At 57.2% G+C, this 15,768-nt stretch carries 10 protein-coding genes; 2 read left to right on the top strand and 8 right to left on the bottom strand.

The annotated features are described in order from the left end of the window. Positions 1 to 51: 51 nt before the first annotated feature. Both OZ410_RS02745 and OZ410_RS02740 read right to left on the bottom strand, forming a co-directional pair. Positions 52 to 1,749 (bottom strand): DUF1501 domain-containing protein, encoded by a 1,698-nt coding sequence (locus tag OZ410_RS02745; protein WP_277706376.1) that lies wholly within the window; start codon positions 1,747 to 1,749, stop codon positions 52 to 54. Between the two features lie 11 nt (positions 1,750 to 1,760). Then, on the bottom strand, positions 1,761 to 3,269 hold the full coding sequence (locus tag OZ410_RS02740) for a DUF1800 domain-containing protein (RefSeq protein ID WP_277706375.1): 1,509 nt from the start codon (positions 3,267 to 3,269) through the stop codon (positions 1,761 to 1,763). Between the two features lie 198 nt (positions 3,270 to 3,467). On the opposite strand from OZ410_RS02740, the gene OZ410_RS02735 reads away from it, so the two are divergent. Together OZ410_RS02735 and OZ410_RS02730 are read left to right on the top strand one after the other, a co-directional pair. Beyond that, positions 3,468 to 3,827 (top strand): YraN family protein, encoded by a 360-nt coding sequence (locus tag OZ410_RS02735; protein WP_277706374.1) that lies wholly within the window; start codon positions 3,468 to 3,470, stop codon positions 3,825 to 3,827. A gap of 55 nt (positions 3,828 to 3,882) precedes the next feature. Further along, positions 3,883 to 4,542, top strand: a complete 660-nt coding sequence (locus OZ410_RS02730; protein WP_277706373.1) for an aspartate kinase — start codon at positions 3,883 to 3,885, stop codon at positions 4,540 to 4,542. Here OZ410_RS02730 and OZ410_RS02725 read toward each other — a convergent pair. The 6 genes from OZ410_RS02725 to OZ410_RS02700 all read right to left on the bottom strand — a co-directional run bounded on the left by OZ410_RS02725 (position 4,539) and on the right by OZ410_RS02700 (position 15,747). Next, the gene (locus OZ410_RS02725) at positions 4,539 to 6,458 is read right to left on the bottom strand and encodes a CocE/NonD family hydrolase (RefSeq protein WP_277706372.1); all 1,920 of its coding nucleotides are present in this window, start codon (positions 6,456 to 6,458) and stop codon (positions 4,539 to 4,541) included. The two genes, OZ410_RS02730 and OZ410_RS02725, sit on opposite strands and share 4 nt — an antisense overlap. 62 nt (positions 6,459 to 6,520) lie before the next feature. Beyond that, a complete protein-coding gene (gene mfd, locus OZ410_RS02720; RefSeq protein ID WP_277706371.1) occupies positions 6,521 to 9,886 on the bottom strand; it encodes a transcription-repair coupling factor in 3,366 nt (1,121 codons plus the stop codon). A gap of 54 nt (positions 9,887 to 9,940) precedes the next feature. Further along, a complete protein-coding gene (gene pdeM, locus OZ410_RS02715; protein WP_277706370.1) occupies positions 9,941 to 10,603 on the bottom strand; it encodes a ligase-associated DNA damage response endonuclease PdeM in 663 nt (220 codons plus the stop codon). A 29-nt stretch (positions 10,604 to 10,632) separates the two neighbouring features. Continuing rightward, positions 10,633 to 13,119 (bottom strand): ligase-associated DNA damage response DEXH box helicase, encoded by a 2,487-nt coding sequence (locus tag OZ410_RS02710; protein WP_277706369.1) that lies wholly within the window; start codon positions 13,117 to 13,119, stop codon positions 10,633 to 10,635. After that, complete coding sequence (locus tag OZ410_RS02705) at positions 13,116 to 14,732, bottom strand: ATP-dependent DNA ligase (RefSeq protein WP_277706368.1); 1,617 nt, start codon at positions 14,730 to 14,732, stop codon at positions 13,116 to 13,118. Before OZ410_RS02705 ends, OZ410_RS02710 begins: the two co-directional genes overlap by 4 nt. A gap of 1 nt (position 14,733) precedes the next feature. Then, positions 14,734 to 15,747, bottom strand: coding sequence for a ligase-associated DNA damage response exonuclease (locus tag OZ410_RS02700; RefSeq protein ID WP_277706367.1), 1,014 nt, complete (start codon positions 15,745 to 15,747; stop codon positions 14,734 to 14,736). Positions 15,748 to 15,768: the final 21 nt, after the last annotated feature.

Raw genomic sequence — 15,768 nt, 5'->3', positions numbered from 1 at the left:
TGGCATCAGGGGCATCCGGCGTCCGAGGGCATTATCTGTGGTAATCCAGGGTCAGGCCACCATGATGGATTTGGCCAGGAAGCGATCCTGTACCCCGATGCGGTAAATGTATTTTCCGGTTGCCAGGTGCCTGGGGGCATTGTCCCGCACATTGATGTCCAGGCTGCCGGCAAAGACCATGGCATTGAACAGGGTCCCTACCTTTTGCCCCAGGATGTTGTACAGGGTCACATCGATATGCCCGCTGAAGGGCATCTCTACATGGATGTGGGGGCTGGAATCCGAAGGGTAATAGGGGCGGTGCACTATGGCGTCGATCATTTCGTCCGAGGCCTCTTCCCCATCGCCCTGGCCCGGGGGCGTTGGCGGGGTGGGCGGGTCATCGCTGTATACGATGTCCGGGAAGGTGGTGCCGGAGCAGTTAAAGCCCAGGTTTACCGGGTTATAGGCATGGCCCAGCAGGTGCTGTTCCACCAGGGGGATATCCACGCAGAGCCATTCGGCCAGGACGGTGGCATACAGGTCCCGGAAGTCCATGGTGTACTCCAGGTTGCCCCGGCTGTTGGGGTCGTCCAGGGAGGGGTGTTCGCCCACAAAGGCACTGCCGTTCAGCCCTGCCCCGAAGAACAGGGTAGGGGCAGCCTTGCCGTGGTCGGTCCCGTTGGAGCCATTTTCATAGATGCGTCGCCCGAATTCCGAAAAGGTCATGCTCAGCACCTTGTCGTCCTGTTCGGTAAAGGCCAGGTCGTCGTAAAAGTCCTTTACCGCAATGGAGAGGTTAGACATCAGGCGCTCATGGGCCAGGGGCTGGTTCCCGTGCGTGTCAAAACCGCCCATAGAAATCATATAGACCCGGGTGCCCAGGTTGCCTTTGATCAGGCGGGCCAGCAGGGCCAGTTGCCGCGCAAAGCCGTTGTCCTGGTATTCCACCTGGTTCTGCCCGCGCTCATAGGCGGCGTGGATCAGGCCGGCGTATTCGTAGGTGGTATTGGCCACGCCCCGGAGGAAGCGCAGCTGGTCCCCGTACATACAGCTCCCGAACAAGGCCGGGTCCAGGTTGTACTGGGTGCCGGTTTGGGCGATTTCCTCCAGTTGGTCTACGTTGGAAGTCACAAAGGCGTAGTTTGTTTCTTCCCCCTGGAACACCAGGTTCCCGTATTGCCCGATCTGGATGGCGGCCGGGGAGGCGGGGGGATTCATCAGATAGTCCGGGTAGAGGTTTTCAAAATAACGGCCCATCCACCCGGTGGGTTCCCCGGATATTCCGGTGGTGGTCAGGTCCGTGTTGGCATAGATGTCCGAGCCGGTAAAGTGGGACAGGCTTTGGTTCTGGTAGCCCACCCCGTGAACGGCCTTAAAGGCGCCTTCGCCCCACATCGTTTCCAGGGCCTGCATATAGGAGGGGATGCCAAAGTCGTCCGTGAGCTTCAGCACCTTGCTCTCCGGGATGTAGATATTGGGCCGGGCATTGGCATAGGTGTCGTATTGCTGGATGGGGATGACCGTACTCAGGCCATCGTTGCCGCCGGAAAGGCGGATCAGGATCAGGATGCCATCGCCAGGGGCATTGGCAATGGCCGCGGTGAGCGGGGAGGGGGCCGAAGCGGTAAGCAGGTTGCTGCCCAGCATCATGGACCCGGATCCTGCAATCCCCAGGGCCTGCAGGAAGGAGCGCCGGCTCCAGACCTTGTGTTCCAGGTCGTGCGCATGATCGTGATTTCCGGGTACGGGAATATGGTTATTGCACATGGTGGTAGGCGTTATTTAAGTTGAAATTCGGGCTGTCGGGAGAGGTACATCAGCAACAGGAATACCTGCTGGGGTACTTCCATGCTGATGGAGAGCATCCACAGCCCCAGGCCGCCGGGGGTGTAGTCGGAACCGTAGTAATTCTCCGGCACGTCTTCGATCATAAAAACGGAGAGGGCATTCTGGAAATCCTGCTCGGTAAGCAGGCCTTTGGGCAGGAACTTGTCCACCAGGGCACGGGTCACGATTTCCGGGTTGCTCGTGTTCGCATTGGCGGGCCCCACGGCATCCATGGCCAGGGTCCGGAACTGTTCCGGGTTGCTCTGGAAAAAGCCCTGGATCAATACCTCCGAGGTCAGCCAGCGGCCAATGATAAAGTTGGTATTGATCCAGGCCCGGTCCCGTTGCCAGCCGGCCACGTCAATGGGGTCAAATACCTCCTGCCCCAGCAGGGCAGCCGAGTCCATAGCAAAGGAGAGGTTGGTATTATCGTAGGTAAAGTTCGATTCGTTGATAAAGTGCAGGTAGAGGTCGAAGGGGCTTTTAATAATTACCCCAATGGCATTGTCATCAAAGAAATGCTGGCTTTTAAAAAGCTGGGCCAGCACCGGGGCAATCTCAAAATTGGAAGCCACAAAGGTAGAAGCCATGCCGTCGATGATGGCCTGCGCATTGCCGGTGGCATCTGTAGAATCCGGATGCACAAAATACTCGTAAAGCTTGCGGCAGATAAATTCCGCAATGGGGTTGGCACGCTGGGCAAAAAGCACGTCGATAGTTTCGGCGTACCCAAAGTTGCCGGTCTGCCCCAGGATGGTCTTACTGCCCGCATCGTGGGTGGTAGCATCAAAGGTGACCGGGGTCCAGCGGATGTCTCCGCGGTTGGTATAGCCGGACAGGGAACGGGCCGTCTCAATGATGTCCTCTTCGGTATATCCGTTCCCTTCACCCAGGGTAAAGAGCTCATACAATTCCCGGGCGTAGTTTTCATTGGGGTTCTCCCCATTGTTGTAGGCGCCATCCAGATAAAAGAGCATGGCGTTGGTGAGCCCGATTTCGCTCACAAAGGTCTTGAAGTTGCCCAGGGCATTGCGCTGCAGGCAGTTGGTGTATTCATAGAGGAAGGCCGGCCCCTGGTAAATGTCGATCTCGGTCACAAAATGGTTGCTCCAGAAAAAGCTCAACCGGTCCCGGAGGTTGTTGGTAAGCAAGCCCTGGGTGTATTCCAGGCGCCAGGCGGCAATCTGGCTGCGTACCTCGGCTCCCGCAGCATCATCGTCTGCCGGATAGTTGGCGCGGGTCCATGTGGCCCAAGCCGGGGCGGGTTGGGGCGGCAGGCCCTGGGCTTCTGCAATCAGGCTGTCCACCAGGGCGTTGGCGGTTTGGCCTATGGCCTGGTTTACCCGGTCCACAGAAGCACTGAAGCCCAGCCTGCGAAACAGATGTTCCACCCGGCTGCGGTCCAGAGGAGGGGTATACGGCGCCAGAGGGGCCGTATTACAGTTCATGAAATACTCCATAGTCGCTGTAGGCTTTAAGAACGTTCATGTGTTTGGGGGGCAGATTCTTAACGCGCGTACGATCGGCTTAGTATGGTTGGATACCTGTTTTCGATGTATTGCGATGAGAAATTTAGAGGGTTTGCATGGAAATTGCGGTGAAATGCGCTTTTTTTTCGATGAAATACCGCAAAAATTCACATTTCAAGCCAATTTCCTATGGAAACGACAGTAGAATTGGGCTCCAGGGGAGAGCAACAGGCTGCGGCCTTCCTGGTCAGGAAGGGATACCGGATCCTGAAGCGGAACTACCGCCATGGCAAGGCAGAAATTGATCTGGTGGCACAGGTAGGTGAGGTGCTGGTGATCGTTGAGGTGAAAACACGCACGGGGGCGTTCTACGAGGCCTTGAGCGAAAGCATCCCGCCCCGTAAAATCCGTCGCCTGGTGGCCGCAGCCAACCACCTGGCCCAGGAGTTGCGATGGGCAGGGGAGGTCCGCTTTGATGTGGTACAGGTGCTGCGTACGGCCTCAGGGTATAACCTGATCCACCTGGAGGATGCCTTCTACCATTTTTAAACATTTGTTTGTTTTATAACAAATTGTTATTTTTGAATTTCAAACCGCCGGAACCATGAAAACAATCTCCTCTGTTGTTGAGCAATACATCAAGAAAAAGCCCTTTTTACAGACGGCCCTGGCCCAGGGGATTATCAACCTGACCTCCCTTTCGCGCCAGGTAAAACCGGAGATTGAATCCCAACTGGGAAAGGAAGTGCGTAATGGGGCTATCGTAATGGCGCTGAAACGGCTTTCCGACGACCTGGAATTCCGCGCCACCCACCGCATTGTAAAGGTGCTCAAGAATATAGGTGAGATTACCGTGCGCTCCTCCCTGACGGATTACACCTTCCTGATTTCAGATACCATCCTGAAACACCAGGGCAAGTTGCTGGAGGAAGTAAACCGTAACCAGGATGTGTTTTACACCTCATCCAGGGGGGTAAACGAATTGAATATCGTGGTGAGCAACAGCCTGAATCCCGTTGTGGAGCGGACCTTCCAGGGCGAACGCCTTACCCAGAAGGCCGAAAACCTCTCTTCCATCACGGTAAAGCTCCCGGCAGAAAACGTTTCCGTGCCCGGCATCTATTACTTTATCTTCCAGCGCCTGGCCTGGGAGGGCATTGTGCTTTACGAGGTCATTTCCACTACAAATGAATTTACCATCCTGGTAGACGAGCAGCAGGTAGATACGGCCTTTTCCGTGATCAAGGACCTGAAGTCCCTCTAATCCCGAATCACTTCGGCCCCTTCAAAAGCGTTGGACAGGGGGTTGCCCTGATCCACCTTGCCGCCAACCCAGATGGCGGAGCTGCCGTGCACGGTAATGGTAGAGCGGACAAAATCTTCTTCTTTGGCCTCGTAGATATTCTCCACATATTGTTGCGGATTCCGGTCGATGTACGGGAACCAGGTGCTGTGGATCTGGATCATGACCCGATGCCCTTTCTTAAAGGTATGCAGTACATCCTGCAGCCTGAAATTCACATCGGAAACCGATCCGGGTTCAAAGGGTTCCGGGTGCTCGAAACTATTGCGGAACCGCCCTCGGAATACTTCGGAACGCACCAGTTGCTGGTAGCCGCCCATTACAATATTATCCGGGTTGTGTTCGTATTTGGGATGGTCCTGGGGGTATACGTCTATTAGCTTTACGACAAAGTCCGCATCCGAGCCGGTCATGGAAACCTGCAGCTGGGCCAGGATTTCCCCGGCTACCGTAAGCGGGTCTTCCAGGGGTTCCGTCTCAAAGGTCAGTACGTCCGTGCGACGGGAGGCATGCCGCTGGTCGTCGCTCATGAACCTGCGGGGCGTAAAGGTGAGGCCTTCGGTTTGGGAGGTATAAGGCACGGGTTTGTCGGGGTCGCTGACATAGGAAAATTCCGCCCGGGCATCCACGGATTGCCCCATCACCAGGCGCCCGCCGGCTTCAAAGCGCAGGGCCAGGGGCGGCACCTCCTCCGGGGGCCACTGCGCAAAACTTTCCCATTTTTTCAGGCCCGTATCGAACATAAAAGCCTCGGGCAGCGTATCGGTTCCTTCCCCTTTCAGGTGGAAATTAAAAAACCGCCGTTCCACTTCCCGTTGGTAATAGGTAGAGATGCTATCTCCGAAATAGATATGGTTGTGGGTGGTCTGCCCCCGTTCGCGCGCCCATCCGCCATGGTCCCAGGGCCCCATCACAATGGTGTTATGCGCTTTGGGGTTATTCGCTTCAATGGTCTTGTAGATGTTTAAGGGGCCATAGAGGTCCTCGGCGTCAAACCAGCCGCCTACGGTCATAACCGCATGGTCAATATTGCGCAGGTGGGGCAGGATGTTGCGCTTTTGCCAGAAGGCATCGTAATTGGGGTGTTCCACAATCTGCTTCCAGAAGAAATTGTCGTGGTGGAATTTCTCGGTGATGGTTTTCAGGGGCCCTTGCCGCAGGTGGAAGTCATAGCCGTCGGCCGCGGGTTCTTCGTAAAAGCGCATCATTTTATCCCGATACCAGGGCTGGCGGGTACGCTCCGTCTTCTGGTAGCCGAAAACCGCAAAGGCAGCGGTGTAACTCTGCAGATAGGCACCCTGGTGGTGGAAGTCGTCAAAGAAGAAGTCCGAGATGGGGGCCTGGGGGGAAGAAGCTTTCAGGGCCGGGTGGGCATCCGGAAGGGCTGCCGCCGTGTAAAACCCGGGGTAGGAGACCCCATACATCCCTACCTTGCCATTGTTGTTTTCGATGTTGGCCAGCAGCCATTCAATGGTGTCATAGGTATCGGAACTCTCATCGATGGCCTCCGGGTCCGATGGGTCGTTCCCCGGAATGTTGGGCCGCATGTTGTCGAAGGTCCCATCGCTCATATAGCGGCCGCGCACGTCCTGGTACACCAGGATGTACCCGTCACGGATCAGAAAATCCGACGGATACCGGCGCGCGTGGTAATCCGTGTAATTGGAGGCATTGTAACAGGTGCGGTTCATCAAAAACGGATAGGTACGGCTCTGGTCTTTGGGGGTGTAAACCACAGTAAAGAGTTCGGCCCCGTCCCGCATGGGGATGTGGTATTCCTGCAGGTCGTAATGTTGCCTTAGGTAAATGGAATCCACTTGTTGGGCCCAGGCCAAAGGCCCGAGTGCCAGGAAGAAAAGGAGGGTTTTCAGCCTCATAATAAAGTATTTTTTGAAACGCGATTAAAGATAGGGAAATTCACCCGCACTTCACCCGGGCCTCAGGCTTCCGGGGTGGCAGGGGAAAGGGCCAGGGCCTGCAGGGATTCCAGGGCCTGCCGTACGCTTTTCACGCCTTCGAAGGTGAGCAGCAGCCGCAACCCATTTCGCGTCTGTTTCTCCTTGAGTTTGCCGTCGGAGTACCCGCCCTGGATCTTGCGGATCAGGGAAGTAAACGCGGGACTCTGGTAAAAGTCCGAATCCTGGTCCGCCACAAAATACCCGACCAGTTTGCCGTTTTTCATTACCAGTTTTTCCAATCCCAATTTGGAGGCCAGCCCTTTGAGCTGTACGGACTCCAGCAGGGCTTCGGCCTGAGGGGGCAGGGGGCCAAAACGGTCCTTCAGGTGTTCCCGGAACGTATGCAGGGCATCGTCGTCCTGGCACGCGTTCAGCTCGGTGTAGAGGGTAAGGCGCTCGGTAATGTTGTTGATGTACTCGTCCGGGAACAACAGTTCAAAATCGGTGTCGATCTGGGTTTCCCGCACATAGGTCCGTTTTTTGCCGCGCTCCTCCTGGTAGAGTTCCCGGAATTCATTTTCCTTAAGCTCCTCCACGGCCTCGGCCAGGATTTTCTGGTAGGTCTCAAACCCGATTTCATTGATAAACCCGCTTTGTTCGGCCCCCAGAAGGTCTCCGGCTCCGCGGATTTCGAGGTCCTTCATGGCGATGTTGAAGCCGCTGCCCAATTCGGTAAACTGCTCTAGGGCCTGTATGCGTTTGCGGGCTTCCGGGGTCATGACCTCGTAGGGCGGGGTAATGAAGTAACAAAAGGCCTTTTTGTTGCTCCGGCCCACCCGGCCCCGCATCTGGTGCAGGTCGCTCAGGCCAAAATTGTTGGCGTTGTTGATAAAGATGGTGTTGGCATTGCTCACGTCCAGCCCGCTTTCAATAATGGTGGTCGACACCAGCACATCAAAGCTCCCATTCATAAAATTCAGCATGAGCTGCTCCAGCTTTTTGCCGTCCATCTGCCCGTGGCCCACGGCAATCTTGGCATCCGGCACCAGGCGTTGCAGCATTCCGGCTACTTCCCGGATATTCTCGATGCGGTTGTGGACAAAGAATACCTGCCCGCCCCGCTGGATCTCATAGGCAATGGCATCGCGGATGGCGTTCTCGTCAAAGCGGATCACCCGGCTTTCAATCGGGTAGCGGTTGGGGGGCGGGGTGTTGATCACCGAGAGGTCCCGTGCCGCCATCAGGCTGAATTGTAAGGTACGCGGGATGGGCGTGGCCGTTAGGGTAAGCACGTCGATGTTTTCCTTCAGGCTCTTGAGCTTATCCTTTACGGAAACCCCGAATTTCTGTTCCTCGTCTATGATGAGCAACCCCAGGTCCTTAAAAGCCACCTGCTTCCCGACCAGCTGGTGAGTCCCGATCACAATATCCAGTTTTCCTGAAGCCAGATTATCCAGCAGTTGGCGCCGGTCCTTGGCAGAGCGGAACCGGTTCAGGTAATCTACGGTAACGGGCATATCCGCCATCCGTTCTTTAAAGGTGCGAAAGTGCTGGAAGGCCAGGATGGTGGTTGGCACCAGTACGGCCACCTGCTTCCCGTTGTCCACAGCCTTAAATGCCGCCCGGATGGCGATTTCCGTTTTCCCGAAGCCCACATCCCCGCAGATCAGCCGGTCCATGGGGGTCTCGCTCTCCATATCGGCTTTGACGGCCTCGGTGGCCGTACTCTGGTCCGGGGTGTCCTCGTAGAGGAAGGAGGCTTCCAGCTCGTGCTGCAGGTAGCTGTCCGGGTTATAGGCATACCCTTTGCGCATCCGCCGTTTGGCGTATACCTCAATCAGGTCAAAGGCAATCTTTTTGACCCGCGATTTGGTCTTTTGTTTGATTTTATTCCAGGCACCGGACCCCAGTTTGTAGATTTTCGGGACGGTGCCGTCCTTCCCGTTGTACTTGGCAATTTTATGCAGGGAATGGATGCTCACATACAGGATGTCCCGGTCTCCGTAGATCAGTTTGATGGCTTCCTGTGTTTTGCCTTCCACCTGTATCTTCTGCAAGCCTCCGAACTTCCCGATCCCGTGGTCGATGTGGGTCACGTAATCCCCGATTTCCAGCTTGTTGAGCTCCTTCAGGGTAATGGCCTGCTTCTTGGCGTACCCGTCCCGCAGGTGGAATCGGTGGTACCGTTCAAAAATCTCGTGGTCGGTATAGCAGCACAGGCCCAGGGCTTCCAGTTCAAAGCCCTGGTACAAGGGGTGGACCAGGGTCTCATAAGGTACGTCCTTGCCGATTTCATCAAAGATGTCGTGGAAGCGCCTGGCTTGCTGCTCGGAGGCGCAGAACAGGAAATTCTGCATCCCTTTCTGGTGGTTTTCCACCAGGCGGTCCCGAAGTAAATCAAAGTGCTTGTTAAAGGCCGGCTGGGGGGTTACAGGCCACTCCAGGGCAGGGGCATCTGCCCGATCTTCCCAGCTTGCACCAAGAGCCACCCGACGGAAGGAGGAAAGGCCGTTGGCAAAGGCCTGCCCGTCCAGGAACAGGGCCGCCGGCTCTGCCCGGGCCACTTCGCCTTCCAGGGCGTCGAAGGTTTCCTGCGCCTTTTTGAAGAGATCCTGCAGCCGCGTCTGGCCCAACCTGGGCTGCTTGATCCAGGCCACCGTATTTTCGGGCAGGTATTCCAGGAAGCTCACCCGGGTTTCCAGCAGCATCTTATCGGCCAGGTTGGGGATGATGCTTATTTTTTTCAGAGGCCCGGTAGAGAGCTGGCTCTCTACCTCGAAGCTACGGATGCTGTCTACCTCGTCCCCGAAGAATTCTATACGATAAGGTTCGTCGTGTGAAAAAGAGAATACGTCCACAATCCCCCCACGTACCGAAAACTCCCCTGGTTCGGTTACAAAATCCACCCGTTTAAAGTGGTATTCAAAAAGGGTTTCATTCAGGAAGTCCAGGGAAAGAGTGTCGCCCACGCGCAGGCCCAGGGTATTTTGCTTGAGTTGCTGGCGGGTTACCACCTTTTCGAAAAGGGCTTCCGGATAACTGACCAGCAGGGCCGGCTTTTTTCGCGAATTGATCCGGCTCAGCACCTCGGCCCGCAGCAGCACATTGGCGTTGTCCGTTTCCTCAATTTCATAAGGGCGGCGGTAGCTACCCGGAAAGAACAAGACGTGCTCCTGCCCCAGCAAAGCCTCCAGGTCGTTCAGGTAGTAAGCGGCTTCCTCCTTGTCTTCCAGGACCAGCAGGAATGGGGCTTCCAGGCTGGAGAAAGCTTCGGCCACCACAAAGGAAAGGGAGGACCCGGAGAGGCCTTTCAGGCTTACGGCCGCCTTGGGTTGGGATAGGAGGTTTCTCAGATCCCCGAAGATGGGGGCCTGTTGGAAACGTTCCCGGATAGCGGCCAGACTCAAAGACAAAAATTTTTGCAAAAATACGCGGCCCCGTCCACCCGGGCAAACTGTAGGTTACCTGCGGCTCAGGCGTGCGTCCAGGGCATCCAGGGGCAGTACGGTTTCCCCCGCAAGGGCGTAAAGGCGCTCCCCGGGTTCCGGGGAAACCACATGGGTGCCGGTAAAAGCTCCAAAGGCCGGGAGGATCAATTGCCGTTGCCGGAGGTAAAAAACCGGCAATCGAAGGCGCTGGCGGCCAGCCCCGGCCAGGCGCACTGCCGGGTGGATGTGGCCTGAGATGTTAAAACGGTCTTCGCTTTCGGCCGGGTGGTGGGTCAGTTTAAAGGGGCCTATTTCCCATTGGTCCCGGCAGGATATGCCCAGGGCTTCAAAGCGTACCGGATCAATGATGTCGTGGTTGCCTACCACCAGATCCAGGCGGGCCGCGCAGGTTTTGACCCAGGCCTCAAAAAGCTCCCATTCCCGGTTCATGTGGGAGTGGAAGAGGTCGCCCAGAAAACAAATGCGCTCCGGGCGGTAAATGTCCGTCAGGTGGCGAAGGCGGTTGAAGTTTCGTTGCAGAGCTTCCAGGGGTACAGCGGCCCCATATTTCCGAAAATGGGTGACCTTCCCCAGGTGGAGGTCGCTCAGCAACAGCATACCCCGGGCCTTCCAGTACAGGACCCCCCAGGGGTGCATCTCCAGGGTTTCCCCGCCAATAATTTCCGTATGGACCATGGCGCAAAGGTATCAATTCCGTGCTTCGCCTAGCGCCCGCCCCCGGTCAGGATACGTGTCATCCTGCGGATGCGATCCGCCAGTTTCTCGCTGGAGAGTTTTTCCCGAAGCCTGTCCGTGATAATCGGGAAGGAAAAAGGGGTGGGTTTCTCGCAGGCGCGCCATACGATTTCCTGTTCTTCGATGCGTTCCAGGGCCAGACGCAACCGCCCTTCCTCCAGCTGGTGTTCGAAGGTTTCCGTAAAGGCTTGCCGGAACAGGAGGTTGTCCGGTTCGTAATCCCGGAACACCTCAAAGAGCAATTGGGAGTTGCTTTGCAGGTGCTTCATCTTTACCCCCTTGTTGGGGTAGCCGGTAAAGACCAACCCACTGATCACGGCAATATCCCGGAACTTTCTGCGGGCCATTTCCGTGGCATTCAGGCTTTTTTGCAGATCGTCCAGGAGGTATTTCGGGCTGAACAGGTTGTTGTCCAGTACCATTTGCACATCCAGTTCCTGGTCCGAGAGCAGCTCAAAGCCGTAATCGTTATAGGCCAGGGAAAAGGTGATGGGGGTCAGCAGGCTAATACGGTAACTCAGTAAACTGGCCATGGCCTCGTGCACAAAACGCCCTTCGAAGGGGTAAAAGATATAGTGGTACCCTTCCCGGGTGCGGAAGGTTTCCAAAAGGAACTGGTCCGGGCCGGGCACGATACTCTCCAGCCGCTGCCTTTCAAAGAGGGGTTGCAGTGCCCGGATTTCGACAGCCTGTTGGCCCAGGGGCATGGCGGCAGAATAAAGTTCTTCCCTCAGGATGCGGGACATCTCGCTGGAAAGCGTAAGCCGCCCGCCCATCCAACTGGGGGTCTTGCCCGCCTTCTTCGGGGAATGACGAACCAGGGCTACCATGTCGCGTATGCGCAGGAATTCCAGGTTCCTGCCGGCAAAGGTGAAGACATCGCCCGCCTTTAACTGGGAGATGAAGTATTCCTCTATGGTCCCGATATAACCGCCTTTCTGGTATTTTACGGTCAGTTGGGCATCCCCGACTATGGTCCCGATCTGGAACCGGTGGCGCATGGCCACCCCGCGGTTGGTCACTTGCAGCCGGCCGTCTTCGGCCACCTCCACCTTTTTGTACTCGTCGTAGGACTGCAGGCTCTGGCTGCCCAGCACCAGGAAGTTCAGCAGCCATTCCCACTGCTCCCGGGACATGGCCTGGTAGCAAAAGGTCTGTGAAACTTCCCTGTAGATATCCTCCGGGTAAAACCCATCCGAAACGGCCAGGGTAGTAAGGTATTGCACCAGCACGTCAAAACTGTTCAGGTAGGGGGTCCGGTCTTCCACGGCCTGCAGTTTTACCGCCTGTTGCAGGGCAGCGGCCTCTACCAGTTCTATGGCGTGTGTGGGCAGGAAATAGATCACGCTCTCACGCCCGGGCCGGTGCCCGCTGCGCCCGGCCCGCTGCAGGAACCGGGCCACCCCTTTGGGCCCGCCTATCTGGATGACGGTCTCTACCGGGGCAAAATCCACCCCCAGGTCCAGGCTGGAGGTGCACACCACGGCTTTCAGGCTTTCGTTGCGGATGGCCTGTTCTACCCACAACCGGGTTTCCTTGTCTATGCTGCCGTGGTGCATCGCAATTTCCCCGGCCAGTTCCGGGTGGCGTTCCAGGAGTTGTTGGAACCAGATTTCGCACTGCCCCCGGGTATTGGTAAAGATCAGCGTGGTTTTGCTCTGCTCCAGGATGGGGATAATGGCTTCCAGCATATGCAGCCCCAGGTGGCCCCGCCAGGGAAAGGTATCCATTTGTTCCGGGAGGAGGCTCTTCACCGTTATGCGCTTGGGGACGTGGGCCCGGATCATCACGGAATTTTCCAGGGCTTCCGAGGCTGGCCCAAGCAAAACCTCCCGGGCTTGCTCCAGGTTGCCGATGGTGGCCGAAATTCCCCAGATTCTGAGGTTTGGGCAAACGCTTTTCAGGCGGGAAAGCGCCAGCTCCATCTGCACGCCCCGCTTGCTGCCCAGCAATTCGTGCCATTCGTCCACAACCACCGCACTGCACTCCCGGAAGAGTTTGGCGTATCCCTTGGTGGCGAGCAGCAGTTGCAAACTCTCCGGGGTGGTGATCAGCAAATCCGGCATGGTCTTGCGCTGCCGGTTGCGTTCGGCCGTGGAGGTGTCGCCGGTGCGGATGCCTACTTCAAATGGGATTTGAAGGTCTTCCAGGATGCGCTCGGCAGACTGTCGGATTTCCTGGGACAGGGCCCTTAAAGGGGTAATCCAGATGGCTTTCAGCCCTTTGCGGTGTTTTGTGGCGTAGTCCGGGTGCGCCCGCATGTAGTTGAGCAGGATCGGAAACCAGAGGGCATAGGTCTTGCCGCTGCCGGTGGGGGCATTAAGCAAGCCGTGTTTGCCCTCCATGAAGGCCTCCCAGGTCTCCTCCTGGAACGGGAAGGGCTTCCATCCCTGGCTCTGGAACCAGGCTTGTGCCTGATCGGTCCATTCACTGTATTTTGGAGTACGGGGCTTCACAATTCCGGGATCCAGCGCTTTAGGGTTTGCAGGGTGTCGGCTTCGGCTGCCGGTTTATCTTTCCTCCAGCGCACGATTCTCGGGAAGCGGGTGGCCACCCCGCTTTTATGCCGGCCGGAAGCCGCAATACCTTCAAAGGCAATTTCAAAGACCTGTTCCGGTTCCACAGACCGCACCGGACCAAAACGTTCCAGCGTATGGCGTTTGATCCAGGCATCCACCTGCCGGAATTCGGCATCGGTCAGGCCGGAATAGGCCTTGGCAAAAGTGACCAGCTCCCTTTTTCCGTCCTCCTTCTGGTCCCAAAGGGCAAAGGTGTAGTCCGTAAAGAGGTTGCTGCGCCGGCCGTGACCCCGCATGGCGTAGGTGAGTACGGCATCCACCGTATAGGGGTCCACCTTCCATTTCCACCAGTCGCCTTTTTTGCGACCCACCCCGTAGGGGGCATCCCGGTGTTTCAGCATAAGTCCTTCCGACCGGAGTTCCCGCGCCCGGCCCCTTTCTAAGGCTGCTGCTTTCCAGTCCTTTACCTCTGCTGTTACGGAGAGGTCCAGGGGAATTTCCGGGTCCGGGGCCAGGGGGGCAACCAAGGGGTCCAAAAGGGCCCTGCGCTCCCGGAAGGGCAGGTGGCGGATGTCCTTCCCCTCCCACTCCAGCAGGTCGTAGGCCCTGAGGATTACCGGGGTTTTTTTAAGCAGGGCGGCGCTTATGCTTTTTCGGCCCAGGCGTTTTTGCAGGTCCCGGAAACTGCCGATTTCCCCTTTCGGGTAGGGCAGTATTTCGCCATCCAGGACGGTGCCTTCCGGAACGGTGTTCACCAGGCTTTGGAATTCCGGGTACTGATCGGTAACGAGTTCCTCCCCCCGGCTCCAGACATACACCTCCCCGTTGCGCAGCAGTACCTGAGCCCGTATCCCGTCCCATTTGTGTTCCATGAGCCAGGCGGCCGGGTCGCCCAGGGCCTCGGGGCCATCTTGCAGGGCATAGGCCAGGTAAAATGGAAAGGGTCTTGCATCCCGATCGGAATCCCGCGCTTCCAGCACGAGTTCCGCAAACCCGGTGGTGGCCGGGTCCCAGTTGCCCATCAGGCGGTAGGCCAACAGGGGTTCGTCCACGCCTGTGGCCTGCGCCAGGGCCCGGGTCATGAGTTTCTGGCTGATGCCAATTCGGAAGCCTCCCGTAATAAATTTGTTGAAGACGAAGCGCTGGTAGTAATCCATTCGTCCCCACTGTTTCCAAACATAGGCCTTCTTTTCCACTTCGTCTAGGGGCTTGAGTCCTACCATGTCCTCCAGGTATTCGGACAGGGAAGGCAGGGGGGCACCTCCATTTTCAGGGTGGGGCAGGACCAGGGCGATGGTTTCGGCCAGGTCGCCCACAATGTGGTAACTCTCTTCAAAGAGCCACATAGGGATGCCGGCCATTTCTGCAGCCCATTCCCGCAACAAGCGCGTGTTTACAGGCCGCGGTGGCCGGCGGTGGGAGAGGATGGCAATGGTCCACACCTTATCCGGATCCGGGGCTTCCCGGAAATACGCGGCCAGGGCAGCAACCTTCACATTGGTCTTGTTGGTGCTGTCCAGGGTGCGGATCAAATGGGCAAAAGCTTCCATATCAGGCCTCGGGTGAGGTTTCGGATTCCGGGGTTTCCGCTTCGTACTGGGTCTGCTCGGTGCGTGCATCGTAGCCCTGCTCCCGCAGGTAGCGGGAAAAAATATCGGAATATCCATGGGTGCAGATCACTTTTTCCGCCCCCGTAGCGCGGATACTTGCCAGCAACTCCTCCCAGTCGCAGTGATCGCTCAACACAAAGCCCCGGTCTACCGCCCGTCGCCTGCGGGCACCGCGAAAAGCCATCCAGCCGCTGGCCGTGGCGGTTTCAAAGGGCACCATGCGCCGGATCCAAGGGCTGCCATGGGCACTTGGAGGGGCCAGCACCAATTGGCCACGAACTTCCGAGGCCGGGGTTTCCCTGGTGATCCGTCGGGTTGCAGGCAGGGGGGTTAGGGTGCGTACCACCTCGTTCATATTTTCGATGGCGCCGTGGGTGTAAATGGGGCCAATCCCGGTATCCAGGGCCGCAAGCAGCCGCTGAGCTTTGCCCAGAGAATAGGCGAACAGTACCGAGGTTTTACCCGCTTCCCGGTTGCGGGCCCACCAGGCGTGGATGTCTTCCATAACCCTTGCCTGGGGAAGCCAGGAAAAAGCAGGGAGCCCAAAAGTGCATTCGGTGATAAAGGTATGGCAGGGCACAGGTTCAAAAGGGGTGGCCAAGCCGTCGGCATGGGCTTTGTAATCTCCGGAAAATACCCAGACCTCACCTTTGTAGGCCACGCGGATCTGGGAGGAGCCAATGATATGCCCGGCCGGGTGAAAGCAGAATTCCACCCCCCGGATCCGGATAGGTTCCCCCCATTCCACCCCCTGGGTTTTAATCTCCCCCAAACGGTGGCGGATAATAGGGACGTTCAGGCGGTGGGTCAGGTAAGAGCCATGCCCCCAACGGCTATGGTCCGAATGCCCGTGGGTTATGAGGGCTTTTTCGACCGGTTTCCAGGGGTCCAGGTATACTCCGGCCCTGGCGCAATAAATCCCTTTGTCCGTAAATTCCAGGAGGGGCTTTCTCATAGCGGCATGAAGGTACGGAAT

The sequence above is a fragment of the Robiginitalea aestuariiviva genome (assembly GCF_029537735.1).
Taxonomy (GTDB): domain Bacteria; phylum Bacteroidota; class Bacteroidia; order Flavobacteriales; family Flavobacteriaceae; genus Robiginitalea; species Robiginitalea aestuariiviva.
The sequence above is the reverse complement of the archived record's forward strand: the minus strand, read 5'-3'. Positions and strand labels throughout refer to the sequence as shown.